This is a genomic window from Polaromonas sp. YR568 (genome assembly GCF_943369415.1).
Taxonomy (GTDB): domain Bacteria; phylum Pseudomonadota; class Gammaproteobacteria; order Burkholderiales; family Burkholderiaceae_C; genus Polaromonas.
This window is the reverse complement of the sequence record NZ_CALRNF020000038.1, coordinates 36,930-59,117: the sequence shown is the minus strand read 5'-3', so window position 1 is coordinate 59,117 and position 22,188 is coordinate 36,930. Positions and strand designations below refer to the sequence as shown.

Annotated in this window: 18 protein-coding genes; 7 read left to right on the top strand and 11 right to left on the bottom strand. The window is 65.7% G+C overall.

Translation table 11 applies throughout. The annotated features are described in order from the left end of the window. The first annotated feature begins 593 nt into the window (after positions 1 to 593). Complete coding sequence (locus ACLV74_RS21085; RefSeq protein ID WP_411881376.1) at positions 594 to 1,841, top strand: benzoate/H(+) symporter BenE family transporter; 1,248 nt, start codon at positions 594 to 596, stop codon at positions 1,839 to 1,841. Beyond that, entirely contained in the window at positions 1,838 to 2,794 is a 957-nt protein-coding gene (gene gshB / locus ACLV74_RS21080) for a glutathione synthase (protein ID WP_411881375.1), read from the top strand. The genes ACLV74_RS21085 and gshB overlap by 4 nt, the downstream gene beginning before the upstream one ends. On the opposite strand, the gene ACLV74_RS21075 is transcribed toward gshB, so the two are convergent. Together ACLV74_RS21075 and ACLV74_RS21070 are read right to left on the bottom strand one after the other, a co-directional pair. Next, positions 2,760 to 4,073: a PepSY-associated TM helix domain-containing protein gene (locus ACLV74_RS21075; RefSeq protein ID WP_411881374.1), complete on the bottom strand. Its 1,314-nt coding sequence runs from the start codon at positions 4,071 to 4,073 to the stop codon at positions 2,760 to 2,762. The genes gshB and ACLV74_RS21075 overlap by 35 nt on opposite strands. An 11-nt stretch (positions 4,074 to 4,084) precedes the next feature. Then, entirely contained in the window at positions 4,085 to 6,313 is a 2,229-nt protein-coding gene (locus ACLV74_RS21070) for a TonB-dependent receptor (protein ID WP_411881373.1), read from the bottom strand. Positions 6,314 to 6,461: 148 nt separating this feature from the next. Between ACLV74_RS21070 and ACLV74_RS21065 the strand changes: the two genes are divergently transcribed. Continuing rightward, positions 6,462 to 7,082 (top strand): histidine phosphatase family protein, encoded by a 621-nt coding sequence (locus tag ACLV74_RS21065; RefSeq protein ID WP_411881372.1) that lies wholly within the window; start codon positions 6,462 to 6,464, stop codon positions 7,080 to 7,082. Positions 7,083 to 7,085: 3 nt separating this feature from the next. Here ACLV74_RS21065 and ACLV74_RS21060 read toward each other — a convergent pair whose 3' ends face one another. From ACLV74_RS21060 to ACLV74_RS21050, 3 genes are read right to left on the bottom strand one after another with little or no spacing between them, the layout of a single operon-like run. Beyond that, positions 7,086 to 7,880, bottom strand: a complete 795-nt coding sequence (locus ACLV74_RS21060) for a class II glutamine amidotransferase (protein ID WP_411881371.1) — start codon at positions 7,878 to 7,880, stop codon at positions 7,086 to 7,088. A 2-nt stretch (positions 7,881 to 7,882) separates the two neighbouring features. Continuing rightward, positions 7,883 to 9,358 carry an MFS transporter gene (locus ACLV74_RS21055; protein WP_411881370.1) on the bottom strand — a complete coding sequence of 492 codons (1,476 nt, stop codon included), beginning with the start codon at positions 9,356 to 9,358 and terminating at the stop codon, positions 7,883 to 7,885. A 15-nt stretch (positions 9,359 to 9,373) separates the two neighbouring features. Then, the gene (locus ACLV74_RS21050; protein ID WP_411881369.1) at positions 9,374 to 9,565 is read right to left on the bottom strand and encodes a 4-oxalocrotonate tautomerase; all 192 of its coding nucleotides are present in this window, start codon (positions 9,563 to 9,565) and stop codon (positions 9,374 to 9,376) included. Between the two features lie 254 nt (positions 9,566 to 9,819). On the opposite strand from ACLV74_RS21050, the gene ACLV74_RS21045 reads away from it, so the two are divergent. Next, the gene (locus tag ACLV74_RS21045; RefSeq protein ID WP_411881368.1) at positions 9,820 to 11,235 is read left to right on the top strand and encodes a putative zinc-binding metallopeptidase; all 1,416 of its coding nucleotides are present in this window, start codon (positions 9,820 to 9,822) and stop codon (positions 11,233 to 11,235) included. 14 nt (positions 11,236 to 11,249) lie between these two features. On the opposite strand, the gene ACLV74_RS21040 is transcribed toward ACLV74_RS21045, so the two are convergent. Next, positions 11,250 to 12,068 (bottom strand): transferase, encoded by an 819-nt coding sequence (locus tag ACLV74_RS21040; protein WP_411881367.1) that lies wholly within the window; start codon positions 12,066 to 12,068, stop codon positions 11,250 to 11,252. A 213-nt stretch (positions 12,069 to 12,281) separates the two neighbouring features. On the opposite strand from ACLV74_RS21040, the gene ACLV74_RS21035 reads away from it, so the two are divergent. Further along, positions 12,282 to 12,617, top strand: coding sequence for a hypothetical protein (locus tag ACLV74_RS21035; RefSeq protein WP_411881366.1), 336 nt, complete (start codon positions 12,282 to 12,284; stop codon positions 12,615 to 12,617). 15 nt (positions 12,618 to 12,632) lie between these two features. Here ACLV74_RS21035 and ACLV74_RS21030 read toward each other — a convergent pair whose 3' ends face one another. From ACLV74_RS21030 to ACLV74_RS21020, 3 genes are all read right to left on the bottom strand, one after another. After that, complete coding sequence (locus ACLV74_RS21030; RefSeq protein ID WP_411881365.1) at positions 12,633 to 12,911, bottom strand: hypothetical protein; 279 nt, start codon at positions 12,909 to 12,911, stop codon at positions 12,633 to 12,635. A gap of 13 nt (positions 12,912 to 12,924) precedes the next feature. Next, a complete protein-coding gene (locus tag ACLV74_RS21025; protein WP_411881364.1) occupies positions 12,925 to 13,362 on the bottom strand; it encodes an OsmC family protein in 438 nt (145 codons plus the stop codon). 98 nt (positions 13,363 to 13,460) lie between these two features. After that, positions 13,461 to 16,049, bottom strand: a complete 2,589-nt coding sequence (locus ACLV74_RS21020; RefSeq protein ID WP_411881363.1) for a DUF1631 family protein — start codon at positions 16,047 to 16,049, stop codon at positions 13,461 to 13,463. Positions 16,050 to 16,398: 349 nt separating this feature from the next. Here ACLV74_RS21020 and ACLV74_RS21015 point away from each other — a divergent pair, with 349 nt between their 5' ends. After that, the gene (locus tag ACLV74_RS21015; protein ID WP_411881362.1) at positions 16,399 to 16,896 is read left to right on the top strand and encodes a hypothetical protein; all 498 of its coding nucleotides are present in this window, start codon (positions 16,399 to 16,401) and stop codon (positions 16,894 to 16,896) included. Between the two features lie 333 nt (positions 16,897 to 17,229). Here the strand turns inward: ACLV74_RS21015 and ACLV74_RS21010 are convergent, their stop codons facing one another. Together ACLV74_RS21010 and ACLV74_RS21005 are read right to left on the bottom strand one after the other, a co-directional pair. Then, positions 17,230 to 19,467 (bottom strand): malate synthase G, encoded by a 2,238-nt coding sequence (locus ACLV74_RS21010; RefSeq protein WP_411881361.1) that lies wholly within the window; start codon positions 19,465 to 19,467, stop codon positions 17,230 to 17,232. Between the two features lie 47 nt (positions 19,468 to 19,514). Further along, complete coding sequence (locus ACLV74_RS21005; RefSeq protein WP_411881360.1) at positions 19,515 to 20,222, bottom strand: haloacid dehalogenase type II; 708 nt, start codon at positions 20,220 to 20,222, stop codon at positions 19,515 to 19,517. A 217-nt stretch (positions 20,223 to 20,439) separates the two neighbouring features. Here ACLV74_RS21005 and atzF point away from each other — a divergent pair, with 217 nt between their 5' ends. Beyond that, positions 20,440 to 22,188: an allophanate hydrolase gene (atzF, locus tag ACLV74_RS21000; RefSeq protein WP_411881359.1), complete on the top strand. Its 1,749-nt coding sequence runs from the start codon at positions 20,440 to 20,442 to the stop codon at positions 22,186 to 22,188.

Genomic DNA, 22,188 nt, shown 5'->3' with positions numbered 1-22,188 from the left:
TGCGGGTGGCGTTTGCGGTGTGGAAGAGCGGCAAACCGTTCGATGAAGCCCTGATTGCCCGCGCGATGGCTTGACGCGAACCATAGAACCTCAGACAACGCCAGCCCTGATCCGCTTGTCTCTGCGCTCCTCGGCGCATCCACAAGGGGCAATCGGGAGCGGGAGCGGGGACAGAAGACAAAAAAAATCAATACCGAAAACCACAAGGACATGCCATGGCGTGTCCTTGTGGTTTTCGGTATTCGGGGTTTGTCTTCGGTTGTTTGGTATCCCCCCTCCCCGCTCCCACCCCTTGTGGATGCGCCGAGGAGCGCAGGGCCAGACGGATCAGGGCAAAAACTTGTTTGAGCCGCAGGCGAGTTGATTTTGACCCCGGCTGGACCGAGCACCGCAGGTTGCCCCGGAGCGAAGCGCAGGGGACGCAGCAACCAGGGTCGCCTTTTCTTTGCTTACGTTCTTTTGGCGAAGCAAAAGAAAGTAAGTCGCCCGCCGGGGCGAGACCCGGCCAGCAAGCCTCAGCAAAGAACACAGAGCAGGCGCACCGCCGGAGCAAGACCCGGCCAACCCACCCTTATCCCTGCCAAAATCCCCAAATGCAATTCTTCAAAGACCTCAACCTCGCCGCCTTCACCGCCGGCTTTGTGGCTGTGCTGGTCGGCTTCACCAGCTCGGTCGCCATCGTCTTCCAGGCCGCGCTGGCCTTTCATGCCACACCGGCCGAAATCGCCTCGTGGATGTGGGCGCTGGGAATCGGCATGGGGCTGTGCTCGGCCATTCCTTCGCTGTGGCTCAGGAAACCGGTGATGGTGGCCTGGTCCACGCCGGGCGCGGCGGTGCTGGCCACGGCCGGGCTGGCCGGCGGCTTTTCGATGGGGGAAGCGGTCGCGGCTTTCATGGTCAGTGCCGCGCTGATCACGCTGTTCGGCATCACCGGCTGGTTTGAAAAAGTCATGAACCGCATCCCCGTGGCGATTGCCTCGGCGCTGCTGGCCGGCGTGCTGGCGCGCTTCGGTATCCAGGCTTTCGCGGCGGCGCAGACGGCCTTGCTGCTGGTGCTGTTGATGCTGGCGATCTATTTGCTGGGCAAGCGCCTGCTGCCGCGTTATGCCGTGGTGCTGACGCTGGCCGGGGCGATTATTTTTGTCGCCGTGCGCGGGCAACTCGCCTGGTCCGAGGTGAACTTCTCTTTCGCGATGCCGGTCTTCATCATGCCGAAGTTCACGTTCCCGGCCATCGTGAGCCTGGCGATTCCGCTGTTTGTGGTGACCATGGCTTCGCAGAACCTGCCGGGCGTGGCGGCCATTTACGCGGCCGGCTATGGGCCGGACAGCGCCGATGGCGGCATCCCGGTGTCGAAAATCATCACGCTGAGCGGCCTTGCCACGCTGGTGCTGGCACCTTTCGGCGCCTTCGCGCTCAACCTGAGCGCCATCACCGCCGCGATCTGCATGGGCAAGGAGGCGCATGAAGACCCGGCCAAGCGCTACACGGCGGCGGTCTGCTGCGGCGCGATCTACGTCGTGATCGGCATCTTCGGCGCGGCCATCACCGGCGTGCTGACGGCCTTCCCCAAAGAGCTGGTGGTGGCGATCGCAGGGCTGGCGCTACTGGGCACCATTGGCAGCGGGCTGGCGGCCGCGGTGAAGGACGAGTCGCACCGCGAGGCGGCGCTTATCACGTTTCTCGTCACCCTGTCGGGCGTGGTAATAGCCGGTGTGGGATCGGCCTTTTGGGGTGTGGTCGCGGGCGCCCTGGCGCTATTTGTACAACAATACGGCCAGCAGCGCCGCGAAGCCGCATCCACAGCGCCCCCCGATCCCCGAACCCCTTCCAAACCATGAACATTCTTTTTGTCGCCGATCCGCTTGAGTCCTTCAAGATCTACAAGGACACCACCTTCGCGATGATGCGCGAGGCGCAAAGGCGCGGCCACCGCATCAGCGCCTGCGAGCCGGCGGACATGAACTGGGAGACCGGCGCGAAAGTCACGGCCCAGGTGCGCCACATCACGCTGACGGGAGACGCGGAGACCTGGTTCACGGCGGATGCGGCCCGCCCCGACGCGCGTGAAGCGGTCGCCGGTTTTGACGCGGTCATCATGCGCAAGGACCCGCCCTTTGACAGCGAATACTTCTACAGCACGCACCTGCTGGAGCAGGCCGAGCGCGAAGGCGCCAAAGTCTTCAACAAACCGCGCGCCCTGCGCGACCACCCGGAAAAACTCGCCATCCTGGAGTTCGCGCAATTCAGCGGCCCGACGCTGGTGACGCGCAGCGCGGCCGACATCAAGCGCTTTCATGCCGAGCACAAGGACATCATCCTCAAGCCGCTGGACGGCATGGGCGGCATGGGCATCTTCCGCGTCAAGGAAGACGGCCTGAACCTCGGGAGCATCACCGAGACGCTGAACCAGGGCGGCGCGCAAAGCGTGATGGTGCAGAAGTTCCTGCCCGAGATCGCCAAGGGCGACAAGCGCGTGCTGGTCATAGGCGGCAAGCCCGTGCCTTTCAGCCTGGCGCGCATCCCTCAGGGCAGCGAGGTGCGCGGCAACCTGGCGGCCGGCGGCCTGGGCGTGGCGCAGCCGCTGTCCAAGCGCGACTTTGAAATCGCCGAGGCGCTGGGCCCGGTGCTGGCCGCGCGCGGCCTGCTGCTGGCCGGCGTCGACGTGATCGGCGACTACGTGACCGAGATCAACGTCACCAGCCCGACCTGCTTCCAGGAAATCCATGACCAGGCCGGCTTTGACGTGGCCGCCATGTTCATCGATGCGCTGGAGGCTGCGCTGAAAGGCTGAGAGGGCTCGCCGCCTCAACAGGACCCGCCTGCGCCTCGCGGCGGGCCGCGAGCATGCGCGAGCGCCGCTTGCGCCACCAGATCACGATGCCGGTCACCGACAGCATCACCACCACGACTCCCATCAGCGACATCATGATGCGGCCCGGCAGGCCCAGGATGCGCCCGCCGTGCAGCGGGAGCTGCAGCTGCGCGAACACGTCGGCCGCAGTGCCGTGCCAGGGCTGGTTGCTGCTGATCAGGCGGCCGTCCTCCGCGCTCAGGTAGAGGTTGGACAAGTCCATGCCATCGCTGTCGTCATGCTCGGCATGGTTGAAAAACGATATGTTGTAGAAACCGCCGCGCTGGTTGTAGAAGGCGCCGCCCAGTGGCGTGGTCCAGCCGCGGCGCTTGGCTTCGGCCTCGGCGATGGCGACGATTTCAACAAAGCCGATCTTCGGCTCGATGCGCTCGTCCAGAGGCGCCAGCGGCACCAGCGTTGAGGGACCGGGCGTGGTCTTGGAGACCATGGAAAGCAGCGGGAAGAAGATTTCGCGGTTCAGGTTGATCGAAAACGAGGTGAAGGCCACCACGATGATCAGGCCCCATACCCACAGCCCACCGGCGCGGTGCAGGTCGAAGTTGAGCTTGTAGCCCCCGGCTTTCCAGCGCAGCAGCCACGAGGGCTTCCAGCGCGACCACCAGCCGGCCGGGTCGCGGTGCGGCACTGTGTCGGCACCGGTGCGCTTGCGCAGGCGGCGCGGCATGGAGAGGTAGAAGCCGATAAAACTGTCGAGCAGCCACACCAGCGCGATGCCGCCCATGATCCATTGGCCGACGCGGTCGCTGCCCCACATCGCCGGCACGTGCAGCGTGTAGTGCAGCTTGCGCAAAAAGGGCATCAACGTTTCGGGTTTGAACGAGACCGCGGTGGAGTCGCGCTGGCCACGCACCTGGGCCGTGACCGGGTCGACGAAGACCTGGTTGTAGCCCAGCTTGTAGGGCCGGCCGGTGGCCGGGTCCTTGCGCGGCTGCACGAAGTAACCCGCGGCATGGCCTTCCTCGAAGCCCAGCGGAAGGTAAGCAACCCGCGCGCGCGGGTCGTGGGCCTCGACGGCGGCGGCCAGCTCGAAGGGGTTGCGGAAGGGGCCGCGCGCCTCGGTGTCGTAGAGCTTGCTGTTCAGCCAGCCGTCGATCTCGTGGTCCCACGAGATGACGGCGCCTGTCAGGCCCGAGACGATGAGGAACAGCGCGGTGGACAGCCCCATCCAGCGATGAAGGACTGTCCAGAGGGTTCGCATGGGGGCAGTCCTCAGAAGTCGATGCTGCCGCTCACGACGAAGGCGCGCGGCGCGCCCATGACCAGGTAGTTGTCGCTCGGCGACGCGCCGCCGGCCGAGGCCCAGTAGGACTTGTTGAGCAGGTTGTCGACGCGCCCACGCAGCGTGAGGACGCGGCCGCTGCCGATGTCCATGATGTAGCGCCCGCCCACGTCCAGGCGGGTCCAGGCCGGCAGTTGCTGGGTGTTGGCCGCGTTGGCGTACTGCTTGCCGGTGTGGATCACGCGCGCATTGAGCGCCAGGCCGCGCACGACGGTCACGTCCCATTCGGCGCCGATGTTGAGTTGCTCGCGCGGCACGCCGATGGCGTCCTTGCCGTCGGTGGCGCCGGTCAGCGTCTTGCTTTGTTTGGCATCGAGCAGCGTCAGGCCGCCGAGCAGGCGCAAGCCGCGCACCGGCTCGCCGTAAATCGAGAACTCCAGGCCCTGGTTGCGCTGTTCGCCGAAAGCGCCGTAGGTGGTGCCCACCGTGCCGTCGAGCGGTCGGTTGGTTTCAAACAGGGCCACGCTGCTGCCGAAGGTGCCGGCGTCGTACTTGGCGCCGATTTCGGTCTGCTTGGCGTTGAAGGGCTTGAACACCGTATTGGCGTTCGTGACCGGCGTCACGACACCACCGATGGTGACGGTAGCCGGGGCGATCTTGCCCGGCACCAGGCCTTCGATGTAGTTGCCGTAGACCGACAAATTGCTGTTGACCTTGAACACGATGCCGGCGACCGGCGTGGTGCGGCTGCTTTCGATGGGCGCGGCGGCGACGCCGGTGTTGTAGGCAAAGGTCTGCTGCTTGATGGTCTGGTTGCGCGCGCCCAGCGTGAGCAGCACGGTGTCCTTGGCGAACGAGAGCGTGTCGGCGATCGCGACGCTGGAGGTGTCGGTCTTTGACTGCAGCGCGGGGCTGGCCAGGTTGTTGCCGACAAAACCGGCCGCGGTGCTGTTCGCCACCGGGAAGGCCGACGCCAGCGGCGTGTAGATATTGCTGACGACACTTGCCGCGGAAAACGCGAAGGCGTTGTTGCGATCGTTCTTGTAGGTCGTGGCGGAGGCGACCACGGTGTGGCCGACGCTCCCCGTGGCGAACTTCGCGCGCAGGCCTGCTTCCAGCGTGGCGATCTTGTCTTCACGCGTGTTGCTGAAGCGCGTGGCGGTCGTGGCGCCCGCGGCATTGGTGATGGTCGGGTTGGCCAGGTCGTTGCCTTCCCAGCTGTTGCGCAGGCCGCCGGCGACCCAACCGGTGATGGCGCTGTTGAAGTCGACTTCGGCGCGCACGGTGGCGAAGGTGTCGCGCTCCTTGGCAAATGTCCAGGGCTGGGCGAAATTGCTTTTCGCATCCGGCGCGGCGGGAATCGGCAGCGTGGCCGACGGCGTCACGTTCGGGCGGCCGGCGGTCAGCGTGTAGTCCTGGTGGCCGATGTCGGCCGAGACGCGCACGTTGCTGCTGCGCCAGTCCAGGCCGATGCCGACGGCCGTGAGCTTCATTTTTTCATTGTCGACGCCGGTGCCGCCGTCGCGCTGCACCGCGTTCAGGCGCAGGCCCGTGGCCTGGTCGGGGCCGAAGCGGCGCGCGATGTCGGTCGAGACGGAAGCCTGCCCGCCGCTCTGGTAGCTCAGGCCTGCACGGGTCAGCGGCTCGTTGGGCGCGCGCTTGGGCAGCAGGTTGATGCTGCCGCCTATGCCGCTGCCGCCCGGCGCCGCGCCGTTGAGGAAACTGTTGGCGCCGCGAAAGACTTCCACGCGCTCGAGGAATTCGGCGGCGATGTACTGGCGCGGCAGCATGCCGTACAAGCCGTTGTAGGCCACGTCATCGGAATACACGGGAAAGCCGCGCACCATGTAGAGCTCCTGGAAATTGCCGAAGCCGCGGGCGGTGCGCACCGACGGGTCGTTCAGCAACACATCGGCGACGCTTTTGGCCTGCTGGTCCTGGATCAGCTCGTTGGTGTAGCTGGTGCTGGAAAACGGCGTTTCCATGATGTCCTGGTTGCCCAGGATCCCGACGCGCCCGCCGCGCGCAACCTGGCCGCCGGCAAAGGGCCTGGTCAGGCCTTCGGCCGAAGCGTCGGCGCTGGCGTTGACCGTCACGGTAGACAATGTGGGTGGACTTGCCTCGGTCGCGGGGGCGGTTTGCGCATGGACCAGCGGCAGCCAGAGGGCCAGGGTGGCGGCGGCTGCGATGGGGGTGAGGAGAAAACGCGATGAGGACATGTTGGACTGGAGGTGTTTTTAAATGAGAATGATTATTATTACATCACACACGCATTTCCCCTTGCTACCGGTATCCCTGCGTCATCTTTGGGCCGCACTTCGTTGTCGCGCTGCAACGGTATGTGAATACCCCCTTCGCCGCGCCGGCTTGCTGGCAGCGGCATTCCTGGTGGCGTTGCCGTGGACGGTTTGGGCCCAACCCGCGCAACCCGCCGCGACCGTGCAGACCCTGGTGTTCATCCGCCACGCCGAAAAACCGGCCGCCGGGCTGGGCCAACTCAACTGCCAGGGCCTGAACCGGGCGCTGGCCTTGCCGGCGGTGCTGCTGGCGAAATTCGGCAAGCCGGACTTTGTTTTCGCCTCCGACCCGCACGAGCAGAAGCCCGACAACGGCCAGCCCTACAACTATGTGCGGCCGCTGCTCACCGTCGCGCCCACGGCCGTGCAACTGGGCCTGCCCATCAATGCCTCCTTCGGGTTCGACGACATCGAGGGCCTGCAGCGCGAGTTGCTGGCGCCCAAGTACCAGAACGCGCTGACGCTGGTGGCCTGGGAGCACAAAAAGCTCGAAGACGTGGTGAAGGCCTTGCTGCGGCAACTGGGCGCCGATGCATCCGCCGTACCGCATTGGCGCGGCAGCGACTTCGACAGCATCTACGTGGTGCGGATTGAACGGCGCGAGGGCCGGATTGGCGCGAGTTTTGCACTGGAGCACCAGCAACTCAATGGCCAGGCCGCAAGCTGCCCCGCCCCGGCGGCAAAACCCTGAAACTTATGCCGCGGCCAGCGCGCCGTCCTCAAACACCTTGAGCTCGCCCGGCGCGAAGGCCGTCCAGTGCTCGTTGGTGGTCAACGGCGCCGTGACCACCACGGCCACCCTGTCGGTGGGCCGGGTGTGTTCGGCGAAATTCACGCTGACGTCCTCGTCGCTCAGCGTGGCATGCGCAAAGGGGTGCTTGCGTTCCACGTAATACAGATTCGTGGAGGCATGCGCCCACAGCGCCTGGCCGTTGCTCAGCAAAAAATTGAAGGTGCCGTGGCTGGCGATCTGCGCGGCCAGCTCGCGCAGCGTGATGCTCAGTTCCCGCACGCTGGGCACGCCGGCGTGCGACTTGGCCATTTCCTGCATGATCCAGCAAAAAGCGCGTTCGCTGTCGGTGGTGCCGACAGGCCGGAAGCTGCCGTGCAGACGCGGTGAAAAATCCTTCAGGTCACCGTTGTGCGCGAACACCCAGTAGCGACCCCACAGTTCGCGCACAAAGGGATGGCAGTTTTCCAGCGCGACGCGGCCCTGCGTGGCCTTGCGGATGTGCGAGATCACGTTGCGGCTTTTGATCGGGTAGCGGCTGATCAGTTCGGCCACCGGGGAGCTGCAGGCGGGCTGGTGGTCGACGAAGTGGCGCAAACCCTTGTCGCTGGCGCCGCCCACACTGTCATCTCCCTCGAAAAAAGCAATGCCCCAGCCGTCGGCATGGTGGTCGGTGTGGCCGCCGCGCTGCGCGAAACCGCGGAAGCTGAAAGTCACGTCGGTGGGGGCGTTGCAGTTCATGCCCAGGAGTTGACACATGGTCAGCCTGCTTTCTGTTCTTCATTGGGGGCGGCGGGCACGGGCACACGAAGCTGCCACGCCGCCACCATGGCCAGCACACACAGCGCGGCCAGCATCAAAAACGCCTCGTTGAACGCGGCCAGCCGCGCCGGGCTGCTGGTGCCGTTGGCCAATGAATCGCCGTGGGCGGCGAGCCGCCATTCCAGCACGATGCCGCACAGGCTCACGCCTATCGCGCCGCCCAGCATGCGCAAAAAGTTGATGGCGCTGGCGCCCTGCGACAGCAGATGCTCATGCAGCGGCCGCAGCGATCCGAGGTTGAGCGAAGGCAGGATAAAACCCAGGCCTATGCGGCCCAGCGTGGCCCATGCCACCAGCATCCACAAACCCGACGCCAGGCTGACGGTCAGCATCAGCGCGAACGAGGCTGCCAGCAAGGCCAGGCCGGTGCTGACGAGCAGCCAGGTCGGGTGTTTGTCGGCCAGGCGCCCCACGCCGGCAATCGTCGCCGCGAGCACCAGCCCGGCGGGCAGCAGGATGGTGCCGACGTGCGAGGCCGAGAGATTCAAACCCAGCTGCAAATACACCGGCAGCAGGTAAGTCGAGCCGAACAGGGCCGTTCCGTAGATGAAGGCCACGATGCTGCCCATGGCGAAGGGCCGGTAGCCAAAGAGTGCCAGGTTCATCAGCGGCGCACCACCCGTGGCGGCCAGGCGGCGCTGCCACCAGACAAAGGCCGCCAGCGCGGCCGCCGCGCCGCCCAGCAAAACCAAAGCCTGCGCGCCACCGGCGCCGCGCAGCTCGACCATGCCGTTGAGCAGGCACAGCGTGCCGGCCGCGCCCAGCAGCAGGCCGCGCCAGTCGATCATGGCCGTGCCGCGGTTGGCCGCCACGCCGCCCGGCGCGGTGTCGGGCACATAACGGTAGGCCATCCACAGCGACACCAGGCACAGCGGGATGACCATGAAGAAGATGGAGCGCCAGCCGAACAGATCGACCAGGATGCCGCCTATGCTGGGGCCCACGGCCGGCGCCAGCACCACGCCCATGCCGAAAAGACCGCTGGCGCGCCCCTGCTCATGCGGCCCGAAGGCGCGCATGATGATGATGGCGGGAATCGGCTGCACGACGCCGGCCGCCAGCCCCTCGGCCACGCGCGCGCCCAGCACGAGGCTGAAATGGTTGGCCAGGCCCCCGACGATGCCGCCGGCCATCAGCAGCAGCATGGTGCCCACGTAGGTGCGGCGGTAGCCGTAGCGCGCCAGCAGCCAGGGCGTGGTCAGCATGGAAACCGTCATGGCCACCATGAAGCCCGAACTCACCCATTGCGCGCGCTCCTGCCCCAGCGTGAAGTGGTGGCTCATGTCGGGAATCGCCACGTTGACGATGGTCGACGACATGATGGAGGCCATCGTGCCTATCATGACCGACAGCAGCAACAGCCAGCGGTAGCGCGAACCGTGGCGGGCCTGCAGGCCGGCAAGGGAGGCGGGCATGCGGCGGGTCCGGCCTCAGTCCCTCGGCTCGGACCAGAGCTTGCCGCCGGTGGCCCAGTTCTCGCGCTTGATGTCGGTGATCAGGATGTCCACCGAGTCGGGCTGGCCGCCCAGGATTTCGACGCTGACGCGGGTGATGGCTTCGACGAGCTTTTTCTTCTGCTCGATGGTCCGGCCTTCCATCATTTCGACGTGGTAAGTGGGCATGGTTTCCTCTGGATGAAGTGCCTGCGGCGGGATTGCCGCAAAAGTGCGTGAATACCCGATGATAAAAGCAAGCGGCGATGGCTGTTTTGTCGGCCTGCGCTGACAGGCTGACGGGTATTGCCCCCAGAGGCGCGCAAGCCCAACCATGGGACACTGCATTTTTCGGGCAAGGGGCCAGGCCTCCTCGTTCCTGCACCCTTGATTTTTCTGCTGAGCATCCTGCACCATCCCGCAGGCTTCATCCGGGCACGCCTTTGTTTTCCACCACGCCAACCAACTCCGCCGAACCGCCCCTGCCCCTGCTGGCGGGCCGCAATTACCGCTGCCATTGCGGACAGCCGGTGTTCTTTCGCAACAGCAAATGCTTGGCGTGCGGCACGCCGCTGGGCTACGACTGCGAAAACGGCCTGTTGTTGCCCCTGATGCCGGGCCCGAGGGAAGGCACCTGGCGGGAGTGGCAGGCATCCGCCGCGCCGGACGCGCCGCCACCCGACGACACGCAGCCGCCTTCGCTCGACGAGATTCCCGGCCAGGAATCGGCGCCCGGAGCCGGGTCGGCAGCGCAGGTCCCGTCGGCTGAACCGGAATCAGGCGATGGCGGCAACGGCGGTGATACCGATGGCGTGCCGACCTACAAGCGCTGCCTCAACCTCTCCACCCCCGCCTCGTGCAACTGGCTGATTCCCGTGCACGACCCGGCGGACATGTGCCGGGCCTGCCGTCTGAACCGCACGATTCCCGACCTGACCAACCCGGAGCAACCCGACAACGGCTACCTGTGGGGCCTGATCGAGCTGGCAAAACGCCGGCTGGTGTCCTCGCTGATCCTGCTCGGGCTGCCGGTGGCCTCGCGCATGAGTGAGGACCCGCAACGCGGCATGATGTTCGACTTCCTGCGCTCGCCGGTCAACGGCCCGCACATCATGACCGGGCACAACACCGGCCTGATCACGCTCAACGTGGATGAGGCCGACGACGCCAAGCGCGAAGCGGTGCGCAAGGCCATGCGCGAGCCCTACCGCACGCTGCTCGGGCATTTCCGCCACGAGGTGGGCCACTACTACTGGGACCGTCTGGTCGCCGGCACGCCATGGCTGGACGGTTTTCACCAACTCTTCGGCGACGAGACCCTTGACTACAAGGCCAGCCTGCAGCGCAACTACGAAGAAGGCCCGCCCGCGGACTGGCCGCTGCACTTCGTGAGCGCCTACGCCAGCACCCATCCGTGGGAAGACTGGGCCGAGTGCTGGGCGCACTACCTGCACATGCGCGACGCGATAGACACCGCGCTGAGCTTCGGGCTGAGCGTGGACCGTTTCGACCTCGAATTCACGCCCTTCACGCTGGACGCGCTGCACGAGCCGGACCACCCGGAAGCCGAGCAATTCCTGGCCTTCCTCAACCACTGGACCCGCCTGACCACCATGCTCAACGAGATGTCGCGCAGCATGGGCCAGCCCGACTTCTATCCCTTTGTCTTGCCGCGCGATGCGGTGGGCAAGCTGCACTTCATCCATCTGCTGGTGAGTTCGCGCAGCTGGCTGCAGCCTGAACAAAATGCCCCGCAGGCTCAGTCACAGTCGCAGTCGCAAATACAGACACAGGCGCCGGAAAGCACCGACGGCAATGCCGGCACGCAGCAGGACGCAGGCGCCGTCGTTTCAGGCTGAAAGCACCCGGCCGCTTACAGGTCTTGCGCGCCTTCCAGGTCCTTCATGCCCCAGACGATGCGCGCGAACTCCGGCCTGAGCTGCAGGCGCGCATCGTGATCCAGGCCGCGAAGGCCGGCGGCCTGATTGATGCGGCGCGGCGAAATTGCCGCACCGCGTGAGGCAAACACAATGCAGTTGCTTTTTTCCAGCGCGCAGATCTCCACCACATTGCCGCCAAAACTGCGCTGGATGCGCCCGACCCACACCGCGTAGTCCGGGTCGTCGTAATGCAGGTTGACGGCCAGGATGCCGCCGGGCGCGAGCGCCGCGAAGCAGTCGTCATAAAAGTTTTGCGAGCAGAGCTGGGCGGGCTGGCCCTCATGGTCAAAGCCGTCGACCAGCAAGGTGTCGAAAGCCCCCGCATGCGTGGCCACAAACGCCGCGCCGTCGCCCTCAATCACCCGAAAGCGCGCGTCGTCATCGGGCACCTGGAAGTCACTGCGCAACGCAATCACGTGCGGGTTGATTTCCACCACCGAGATCAGGCAGCCCGGCAACTGGCGATAACAAAACTTGGCCAATGAGCCGCCGCCCAGCCCCACCATGGCCATACGGGCCGGCGCGGGCTTGAAAAGCAGAAAGCCCATCATGGTGCGGGTGTAGTCCACGTCCAGCTGCCAGGGACTGAGCAGGTTCATACGGCTTTGCAGCTCGCCCATCGTGAAATGCAGCGAGCGGGCCATGCCGTCATCGCGTACAAATGGCTTGAGGCAACGCTGCGCCGGAACACTTCCTGCCGCTGCATCGGCCCCGTCGGGCGCGACGGCGGGCAGGCTTGGAAAGGGCGTCATGCGAGCGCCAGGCGGAGGTCGAACTGGCAGGGAGGACTCAAGACAGAAGGCATGCGGCGGATTCCAGTGGACGGCTCAAGGGGGACACCGCAAGGCCTTCATTGTATTGGCGGGCTCGGGCACAATCAGCTATGGTTTCAATAGCGCCTCCCCACACGCACCGGCCGGCACCTGCGATTGCGCCGCTGCGCCAGTCGCGGTAAAGGAACAGCCATGGCAAGCAGGCAACGCGGCCACCATTACAGCGTCTACGTGATCGAGCTGGGCCCCGAAGTGTGGGACGTGGCGCGCTTTCGCCGCGCCAACCCGGACTACCAGCTGGGCAAGCCCTTTGTCTATGTGGGCATGACCGGGCTGGATCCCGACGTGCGCTTTGACAAGCACAAGGCCGGCATCCAGTCCAACCGCTTCGCGCGCGATTTCGGTGTGCGCCTGCTACCCCGCCTTTACGAGATGTACAACCCCATGCCTTACGACGCGGCCCGCGACATGGAAGTCGAACTGGGCATTGGCCTGCGCGAAGCAGGCTACGGGGTCTGGCAGGCCTGAGCGCGGCCCGGGCGTTTATTCCAGCGCGCTCACCGTCACGCCGTGCTGGCCGGAAAACGCCTGCAAAATGCCGGCGATCTCGCCGTCCTGCAGCGTGGTGACCAATTCGATGAGCTTGTTGTCGCTGCCTTTGTGGCTGTCGCTCACGGTCACAGTAGCCGAAGGATCGTTCGCCGCGAACAGCTTCTGCAGCGAAGGCCCCAACGAGGCCATCACGCCGTCGCGCTCGTCCTTGGCGGCGGCGCTTGTCTCGGCGTATTGCACTTCAAACGAAAAATTGGTTTTTTGGCTCATGGGTGTGGATTTCTTATGCGCGCAGCGTGGCCGCGAGGGTGATTTCCGGCACGCTGGCCAGCGCCTTGGAAAGCGGGCAGGCCTTCTTGGCGCCATCGGCCAGCTCCTGGAATTTCGCTTCGTCAATGCCGGGGATGACGGCCTCCAGCGTCAGTGCGATGCGGTCGATCAGGAAGCCGTCGCCCTGCGGCGTCAACCTGACCTTGGCAGTGGTCTTGACCGAGGCCGTGGGAAAGCCGGCCTTGTCGCAGGCGAAAGAAAACGCCATGGTGAAACAGGCCGCGTGGGCCGCGCCCAGCAGCTCTTCGGGGTTGGTGCCGCTGCGGTCGTCTTCAAAGCGGCTGCCGAAGCCGTAGGGATAAGCGGTGAGCGCGCCGGTTTCGGTGCTGATGCGGCCCTGGCCTTTTTTGCCGGAGCCTTCCCATTGGACGGAGGCGTTTTTTTCAATCATGGCTTGCCCTTAAAGATAAAAAGGAATCCATCAGTGTGCGCGCCTGCCTTGCCCGGCAGCGTCAGACAGCGCCGCGTGCGCGCGCCCGGCCTGCCGCTTTATGCGGTTTCCGGCTCGGCCTGGGCGGCCGGCGTGGTTTGGGAAGCGACTTCCGAGGCGACCGCGTCCAGCGCCTGCGCCACCACGCCCTGGTTGTCCACCGGCCTGAGCAGGCGTTCCCGGATCAGGCGCTCACAACTGCGTTTGGTCATGGAGTGCGGCTGGCCGCCGTGGCTCACGAACATGAACAGCGTGCCCTTGGTGCTGGCCCATATCAGCTGGGCGCGCAGCCAGCGGCGGCGTGAATAGAGATCTACCCAATGACCCGAGCGCAGGCTCATCAGCAGGCGCTCGGCATCGCCCTGGGCCAGCGCCGGCACGGCGCAGGCTTGCTGCTCGGCGAGGAGTTCGGCATGGGAGGAGTCGATTTCCTCCGCGGCGGCCAGTGCGGCCCTTGCGGCTTTTACGGCCTGCACCGCAGCGGGTTTTTCGTGCTCTTCTTCCAGCGGCATGAGCTCGCCGGGCGCTGTGGGCAGCGTGTCTTCAAAGCCGGCGGCGTCGAGGTCGTCGCGCGCCAGCCAGGGATGGGCGGCCGCCTTGGCGCGGCGCTGCTCCGGCGTGGCCGGAAGCTCTTCGGCCTCCAGCGGCATGGAGCCCGAGTCCAGCGACGTCAGACCCGACTCTTCGGCATCGCGCTGGCTTTTCAGGCGGCGCAACTTGAGCACCGGCCGGTGCAATTTCATCAGGCCTTCAAAAAAGGGCTCGCTCTCGCGCGGGTCCTGCCCCAGCAAGGCCAGACCTTCGTGCAGCTTGCCCAGCAGGCTGGGGATCATCTCGATCAGCTTGGCCGGGCGCTTGAGGGTGACTTCCCGCTTGACGCTCCACAGCAGGTCGGGCACCACCGAGCCGAAACCCATGGGATCGACCTGGTTGCGCGTGTCGGCAAGTCTGGCATGCGCCATGGCCAGCGCCCAGGGGCCGAACAGGAAGTCGAGCACCAGGCCGGGAACCTTGTCCAGGTCGGCGCGCGTGCTCAGTTCAAAGGCGATCTGGTCGGCCTGCGTCTGCCGCTCTTCGGCAAAGCGCAGCGCCTGCAGCACGTTGTTGCGGTTTTCCGATTCGAGCTGGTCCTGCTCGTCCCAGCCGTATTCCAGCGTGGCCAGCGCCATGGCGAAAGGCTGCGCGTCCTCGATCGTGAGGCCGTTGAGCTCATTGAAAGCGCGCGTGACGGGCTCGAAAAAGGCCAGGAACTCGGGGCTGAATTCGTCGTTGTACTTGAAGCTGCGCTGGGCAACACGCTCCATGACGCGGCGCCCGGCATGGCCTTCGTCGCTGAAAAAGCGCGGGTCCACCATCGCCAGCCGCAGCAGCGAAGGCTCCAGCGCCACGATGGCTTCGCGCACCGGCACCAGCAGGCGCGGGTCCTGTGCCACCTGGTTGACCAGCTTGCGCACCACTTCCAGGCCCAGCACCTGGCCGACCTGGCGAGCTTCCTTCTTGAGCTGGGTGCGCACGATGGCGCGTTCCCGGGGCTTGGCGTACGAGCCCCATACCTTGGGGCTGAGCTGGCTGCGCTCGTCGACCAGACGCTGCGGCCGGTCCACGGCCGGCATGTCCTCGTAGTCGGACAGGTAGCCGGGGCGCGACTCAGCCAGCGGCGCGGAACCGGAGTCGGGCGCGGACTGCAAGGCGGCCAGCTCTTCCTCAACGGTTTCGTAATAAGAGGGCGTCAGCCCGTGGTGCGCGTTGCTGCCGCCGTGGAACAGGAAGTCCTGGAACAGCTCGTCGCGGATTTCGTAGTTGGACAGGTCGGCGTATTCCGGCGCCGGTTTGGCGCCGGCTTCCTCGCCACTGCCGGCGATCGCGCCGCCACCCTCGACGCCGCCTGATCCGGTGCCGCTGCCGCTCGAGCCGTTGCCGCCCCGGCCCCGCGCCCGGCCCACGCTGGCGGGTGTCGGCAGCACGCGGTAGCTGGCGCCCTGGACATTGGCGAGTTCGAGCTGGTTCACCAGCCGTTCATAGAGCCGCGTGAGTTCGCGTCCCAGCGGCTCGGCCATGTATTTGAGCCACAGCGACGCATTGGCCGGCGCGGTATTGGCCGCCTCTATCATCTCGCGCAGGGTTTGCGCAAAGACTTCCGGGCGCAGCGGATTGAGCTCGGCCCGCACGTTGGGCAGGCCCTGCACCGTGCTGATCAGCTTGTTGAGTTCGGCCAGCACGTGGTCGACGGCCGGCAAGACCTGCTGGAGCAGCCGCGAAGATTCAATCGCCTGCGACACGTCCTTGTCGTCGACCAGGGAAAAGCTGGCTTGCGTCAGGGACGCAAAGGCGCTCGACGAAGCCGCGGCTGCGGCCGTGAGCTGTTCCTGGGAGGCTTCGGGGCTGCGCGCGGCCTGCGCCGCGGCGGCCGCATGGGTCTTGAAGTGGACCAGCAGGTTGGCCGGGTACTGCGCGCTCCAGCTGGATTTGTTTTTGAGCAGTTCGCGCCAGGCCGTGCCGATTTCGTCACGCTCCACTGCTTTCATGCTCTGGGTCTCGGCCACCTGCAGGCCGGCGACCGCGTCTTCCATGCACTTCTCCAGAGCGGGCCGGGCCGCTGCGGCCGCCGCCTGGAGACAGGATTGAAGAACGTCAGGTTGCGAAGCCATCTGGAGCCAGGATTTCCGGAAAAATGAAGGGATAACGCTCAACCAGCCAGCTTGCAACCGTCATGGGCCGGGCGAGTGAGATGTCTAGCGTAAAGGCCAACTGTGTTTCCATTGAGATGCTTGCAAAGTGTTTCACTTGGTTTCGACTGCATACATATGATGGGTGCGCGCGAATGCCGCACTCTCCAGGCAATTCAGCGCAAGCTGCCGCTTAAATCCCCCGAATGCACGCTTGCAGGGGGTTTTTGTAAGATCGGCGTTTCTTTGCAAGGGTCGGGTGGGCGCAACACTGCCTTAATACCCCTCATTTCTCGCGGAGCATGTTTTGGCCTCACCTCGGCTTGGTTCTTTGCTATCTTCCTGGCTGCTGGCCGGCGCGCTGTGCCTTTGCTCCAGCGCCTGGTCCCGCACCGTGCTCGAAAACGCCGCCTTGCTGGGCATGAGCCACGAGCAGGTCGCCGCAAGCCTTGCGGATGCCCAGCCGGTCAGGTCGCCGCGGCGCCTGTCATCAGGCGCATTGGGATCGCTGCGCGTGCCCGATGCGCTGTGCGAAAGCGCGCATTTCGAGCAGACCCTGTTTTTTACCCACGAGAAGCTCGCTCAGATGGACCTGGTGCTGCTCAATCCCGCTTCCGGCCCGGGCGCTGAGGCAGCCATGGCGCGGATTCAGGCGGATTTGCTGCAATCACTGCGCGCCAGGCTGGGCCCCGAACTCGCGGCGGGCGACAGCGCCTCCTGGGTCAGCGCGGACGCCGACGTGATGCTGTTCCGCACGGGCAGGCCGGACCACCCCAGCCTGCGCGTCGTGATCAAGCAGCGGCAACTGGTGGATGCCGGCGAGCTTTAAGAACCTGTTCACGGCCTAAACGGGGCCGCGCAAGCCCCTTCTCGGGATGGGATGCAAGGCGCGGTGCGCCAGCCCATAGCACCGCTATGGGCCAGCGCCGCAACGCCGCAGACCGCCCGAGAAGGGGCTTGCCCTCCGGGTTGGGGTGACGCAAACGCGGTCGCGTTTGCATCCCCGTTGGGGCAGCTGCACGACGCCCAGCCGGCCGGCTGGGCGGTCGGGCGATTGAGCCACCCGAGCCCTTGCATGGGCATTAGCCCATGCGGCGTGCCCGGTCGGCCCACTCATCCCGATTGCACCCCAACGCGGCCCCGTTAAGGCCGTGAACAGGTTCTAAGCAGTTCCCGCTTTCACCTTCAAACGCCAGGCGTGCAGCAGCGGCTCGGTATAGCCGCTGGGCTGCTCCAGCCCCTTGAACACCAGATCGCGCGCGGCCTTGTAGGCGGCGGAAGTTTCGAAGTTGCCGGCCATGGGTTTGTAGAGCGGATCACCGGCGTTCTGCTTGTCGACCACGGCGGCCATGCGCTCAAAGGTTTCCGTGACCTGCGCCTTGGTCACCACGCCGTGCAGCAGCCAGTTGGCCATGTGCTGGCTGCTGATGCGCAGCGTGGCGCGGTCTTCCATCAGGCCGACGTTGTGGATGTCGGGCACCTTGGAGCAGCCCACACCCTGGTCTATCCAGCGCACCACGTAGCCGAGGATGCCCTGGGCGTTGTTGTCGAGCTCCTGCTGTTTCGCTTCCGCACTCCAAGCCGGCGTGCGCGTCACGGGGATTTGCAGCAGGCCGTTGAGCAGGGCGTTGCGCTCCTTGTTGGCGTCGATTTTCTCGAGCTCTTTCTGCACCTTGCTGACCTTGACCTGGTGGTAGTGCAGCGCATGCAGCGTGGCGCCGGTGGGGCTGGGCACCCAGGCGGTGTTGGCGCCGGCTTTCGGGTGCGCGATCTTCTGCTCCATCATGGCTTTCATGAGGTCAGGCATGGCCCACATGCCCTTGCCGATCTGCGCCTTGCCGCGCAGGCCGCAGGACAGGCCCACCAGCACGTTGTTCTTTTCATAGGCGGCGATCCAGGCGCTGGCCTTCATGTCGCCCTTGCGGATCATGGGGCCGGCGTGCATGGCCGTGTGCATTTCATCGCCGGTGCGGTCCAGGAAACCGGTGTTGATGAAGGCCACTCGGCTGGAGGCGGCGGCGATGCAGGCTTTCAGGTTGACGCTGGTGCGGCGCTCTTCGTCCATGATGCCGAGCTTGACGGTGCTGTCAGGCAGGCCCAGCATTTTTTCGACGCGGCTGAACAGCTCGGCGGCAAAGGCCACCTCGGCCGGACCGTGCATCTTGGGCTTGACGATGTAGACCGAGCCCTTGCGGGAGTTCCTGATGCCGGCTTTTCCTTTGCGCTTCAAATCATGGATGGCGATCGTGGTCGTAACCACGGCGTCCAGGATGCCTTCGGGGATTTCAAGCGTGTTGCCGTCGGCCGCTGTGTACAACACGGCCGGGTTGGTCATCAGGTGGCCGACATTGCGCACGAACATCAGCGAGCGGCCATGCAGCGCGACCGGCTTGCCTTGCGGCGAGGTGTATTCGCGGTCCGGGTTCAGGCCGCGCGTGAAAGTCTTGCCGTCCTTGGTCACGCTTTCGGTCAGCGTGCCCTGCAAGATGCCCAGCCAGTTGCGGTAGGCCAGCACCTTGTCTTCGGCATCGACCACGGCCACTGAATCTTCCAGGTCCAGGATGGTCGAGAGCGCCGCTTCGACGACCAGGTCGCTGACGCCGGCCGCATCGGTCTTGCCGATGGGCGTTGCGCGGTCCATGCGGATGTCCAGGTGCAGGCCGTTGTGCTGCAGCAGCACCGACGAGGGCGCCGATGCTTTGCCCTGGTAGCCGATGAGCTGGGCGGCGTCTTCCAGCGTGGTGGTCTCCGCGCCCTTCTTGCCCTTGAGGGTGACGACCAGCTTGCCGCCCTTGACGGCGTAGCCGGTCGAGTCAATGTGCGAGCCCTTCTTGAGCGGTGCGGTGCGGTCCAGCACGTAGCGCGCGTACTCAATCACCTTGGCGCCGCGCACCGGGTTGTAGCCCTTGCCTTTTTCGGCGCCGTCGGTTTCGGCGATCACGTCGGTGCCGTAGAGCGCGTCATACAGGCTGCCCCAGCGCGCGTTGGCGGCGTTGAGCGCGTAGCGCGCGTTGAGGATGGGCACCACGAGTTGCGGGCCGGCCTGCCTGGCCAGTTCGGCGTCAACGTTGGCGGTGGTGATGCCGACCTTTTTCGGGTGCGGCACCAGGTAGCCGATGCTTTCGAGGAAGCCGCGGTAGGCCTTCATGTCGGCGATGGGGCCGGGGTTGGCTTTGTGCCAGGTGTCGAGTTCGGTTTGCAGGCGGTCGCGCTCGGCCAGCAGGGCGATGTTCTTCGGGGCCAGCTCGGCGACGATGGCGTCAAAGCCCTTCCAGAACGCGCCGGCGGCCACGCCGGTGCCGGGCAGCACCTCGTCTTCGATGAAGCGGTACAGGCCGGTGGCCACCTGGAGGCGGTGGCTTGTTGTGCGTGCGGTGTTGTTCGCGGTGCTGGTGCTCATGGTGTTGTCCCTTTTTCAGAAAACCAAAGATAGAAAATGAAAGCGGATTACTGGAAAGGCAGCGCGAGCACGTCGCGCAGGCTGCTGCCGGTGTAGACGGGCTGTGTGCCAAGTTCTTCAAAGGGTAGCTGGTAACGGTTGACCCACAGCGTCTGGTAGCCGTACCAGGTGGCGGCCAGTGCGTCCCAACCATTGCAGCTCACAAAGGCGATTTGCGCGGCTTCCAGGCCGGTGGCTTCAAGCCCCAGCGCATAGGCCTCGGGGGCCGTCTTGTATTTGCGGATGGCATCCACGCTGATCACGTGGTCCAGCAGGTCTTCAAGCCCGGCCGAACGTACCGCCACACCCAGCATGGACGGGTCGCCGTTGGACAGGATGCCGGTGACCACGCCGCGCGCCTTCAGCGCCTGCAACACCTCGCGGTTCTCCGGGAAGGCCGACAGGTGGCGGTACTGGTTCATGAGCTGCTCTTCCTGCCCCGGGGCCAGGTCCAGCGCCAGGCGCTTGCAGGCATACCGCAGGCCGGCGCGCGTGAGGTCCCAGAAAGGCCGGTAGTGCGCGCCGCCGTTGCTGATAGTCACCAGCCGCGTGTATTCGATCTGCTTGTCGCGCCAGAGCACGCCCAGCGCTTCGCCTTTTCCGGGGAACAGCTGCTCAGCCAGCAGGCCCACGCTGTAGACGTCGAACAGCGTGCCGTAGGCGTCAAACAGCACGGCGCGCAGGGGAGCCGGGTTGCTTGAGCGCGTTTTTTCCATGCTCTCTACTGTATTAGATACAACCCGACCGATTAATCGCCGCGAAATAGTTTTATTAATGACTTAAACCAACACAATGGAATCCGTGCTGCGATTGCAGCCATCGTCTCTGCGCGCAAAGCGGGCCTGCAACGAGGCAGTCCGGATTGGCACAGCTCTTGCATCTCGTCTTGTACACAAGTATGGATGCTTTCAAGTGGTGCACATTTCCTCAACATTGAATCCCTCCGCAAACCCCGCCGCGCTTGGGCCGGCGGCGCCGTATGCAGGCGCGGACACAGCACTCGCGCCGCAGGCCTGGATCACCCGGACACCGGCCTTCCCGCCCGGCGGCACTGGCGCCCTCGCCGGCCTGTCCTTCGCGGCCAAAGACAACATCGACGTCGCCGGCGTGCCCACCACCGCCGCCTGCCCCGCCTTCGCCTACACGCCGATGGCGAACGCCGCCGTGGTGCAAAAGCTGCTCGATGCGGGTGCGCAACTGCTGGGCAAGACCAACCTGGACCAGTTCGCCTGCGGCCTGAACGGCACGCGCTCACCTTATGGCGCCGTGCCCAATGCGATCAACCCGGCCTATATATCAGGCGGGTCCAGTTCCGGCTCGGCCTACGTGGTGGCGACCGGGCAGGCGGACTTCGCGCTGGGTACCGACACGGCGGGCTCGGGCCGCGTGCCGGCGGGCCTGAACAACATAGTGGGCCTGAAACCCTCCAAGGGCCTGATCAGCGCGCGCGGCGTGGTGCCGGCCGCGCAGAGCGTGGACTGCGTGTCCATCTTCGCGCGCACCGTGGCCACGGCCGCCCGCGTGCTCGAAGCGGCCATGGGCTATGACGCGCTGGACCCGTACTCGCGTGTGCTGGCGATGAACGGCACGGCCTTGCCGGCCGGCTTTCGCTTCGGTGTGCCTTCAACATTGAGCTTCTGCGGCGACGCGCTGGCCGAGCAGGCTTTTGGCGAAGCCGCCCTGCGCATGCGGGCGCTGGGCGGCGTGCCGGTGCCCATCAACTTCGCGCCGCTGGCCGAGGCGGCCGCGCTGCTCTATGAAAGCGCGCTGGTGGCCGAGCGCTACACCGCCGTGCGCGATTTTTTCGATGCGCATGAAGACGCGGTGATCGAGCCGGTGCGCGGCATCATCGCCGCGGGCAAACAGTACAGCGCCGCCGACCTCTACACGGCCCAGACGAAATTGCGCGCGCTGGGCCAGCAGGCGGCGGCGATGTGGCAAGACATCGACGTGCTGCTGCTGCCGACCGCGCCCACGCACTACACGCTTGAGGCCATGCAGAGCGACCCCGTCACGCTGAACCGCCACCTGGGCACCTACACCAACTTCGTCAACCTGCTGGACTATGCGGCGCTGTCCGTGCCCAGCAGCCTGCGGCCCGACGGCCTGCCTTTCGGCATCACGCTGGTGGGCCTGGCGGGCAGCGACTGGCAACTGGCCGAACTCGGCCAGCGCTACCACCACGCCACCGGCTTGCCGCAGGGCGCCTTGAATGAAGCACTGCCCGCACCCGTGGCCTTGCCAGGCATACAGGCGCCGGCCACCGTGAAGCTGGCTGTCGTGGGCGCGCACCTGTCGGGCATGCCGCTGAACAGCCAGCTGACTTCGCGCGGCGCCACCTTGATCAGCCAGGCACGCACCGCGCCGGACTACCGCTTTTATGCCCTGCCGGGCACCGTGCCGCCCAAGCCGGGGCTGCTGCGCGTGGCGGCCGGCGAAGGTGCGGGCATCGCGCTGGAAATCTGGGAGATGCCGCTGCAGCACTACGGCTCCTTCGTGGCGCTGATTCCCGCGCCGCTGGGCATAGGCACGCTGGCGCTCGAAGGCGGCGGCAGCGTTCAGGGTTTTGTCTGCGAGGCGCATGCCGTGCAGGGCGCCGAGGACATCACGCACCTGGGCGGCTGGCGCGCCTACCTCGCATCTGTCTCGTCACTCGCGCCGTCCGCACCGGCGCCGGCCTGA

Coding starts and splice junctions, on each gene's coding strand:
- ACLV74_RS21070 (WP_411881373.1), bottom strand. CDS start 6,313: ATGTCCTCATCGCGTTTTCTCCTCACCCCCATCGCAGCCGCCGCCACC.
- ACLV74_RS21005 (WP_411881360.1), bottom strand. CDS start 20,222: ATGGAAAAAACGCGCTCAAGCAACCCGGCTCCCCTGCGCGCCGTGCTG.
- gshB (WP_411881375.1), top strand. CDS start 1,838: ATGAACATTCTTTTTGTCGCCGATCCGCTTGAGTCCTTCAAGATCTAC.
- ACLV74_RS21040 (WP_411881367.1), bottom strand. CDS start 12,068: ATGACGCCCTTTCCAAGCCTGCCCGCCGTCGCGCCCGACGGGGCCGAT.
- ACLV74_RS21050 (WP_411881369.1), bottom strand. CDS start 9,565: ATGCCCACTTACCACGTCGAAATGATGGAAGGCCGGACCATCGAGCAG.
- ACLV74_RS21025 (WP_411881364.1), bottom strand. CDS start 13,362: ATGATTGAAAAAAACGCCTCCGTCCAATGGGAAGGCTCCGGCAAAAAA.
- ACLV74_RS21085 (WP_411881376.1), top strand. CDS start 594: ATGCAATTCTTCAAAGACCTCAACCTCGCCGCCTTCACCGCCGGCTTT.
- ACLV74_RS21010 (WP_411881361.1), bottom strand. CDS start 19,467: ATGAGCACCAGCACCGCGAACAACACCGCACGCACAACAAGCCACCGC.
- ACLV74_RS21030 (WP_411881365.1), bottom strand. CDS start 12,911: ATGAGCCAAAAAACCAATTTTTCGTTTGAAGTGCAATACGCCGAGACA.
- ACLV74_RS21075 (WP_411881374.1), bottom strand. CDS start 4,073: ATGCGAACCCTCTGGACAGTCCTTCATCGCTGGATGGGGCTGTCCACC.
- ACLV74_RS21055 (WP_411881370.1), bottom strand. CDS start 9,358: ATGCCCGCCTCCCTTGCCGGCCTGCAGGCCCGCCACGGTTCGCGCTAC.
- ACLV74_RS21035 (WP_411881366.1), top strand. CDS start 12,282: ATGGCAAGCAGGCAACGCGGCCACCATTACAGCGTCTACGTGATCGAG.
- ACLV74_RS21020 (WP_411881363.1), bottom strand. CDS start 16,049: ATGGCTTCGCAACCTGACGTTCTTCAATCCTGTCTCCAGGCGGCGGCC.
- ACLV74_RS21060 (WP_411881371.1), bottom strand. CDS start 7,880: ATGTGTCAACTCCTGGGCATGAACTGCAACGCCCCCACCGACGTGACT.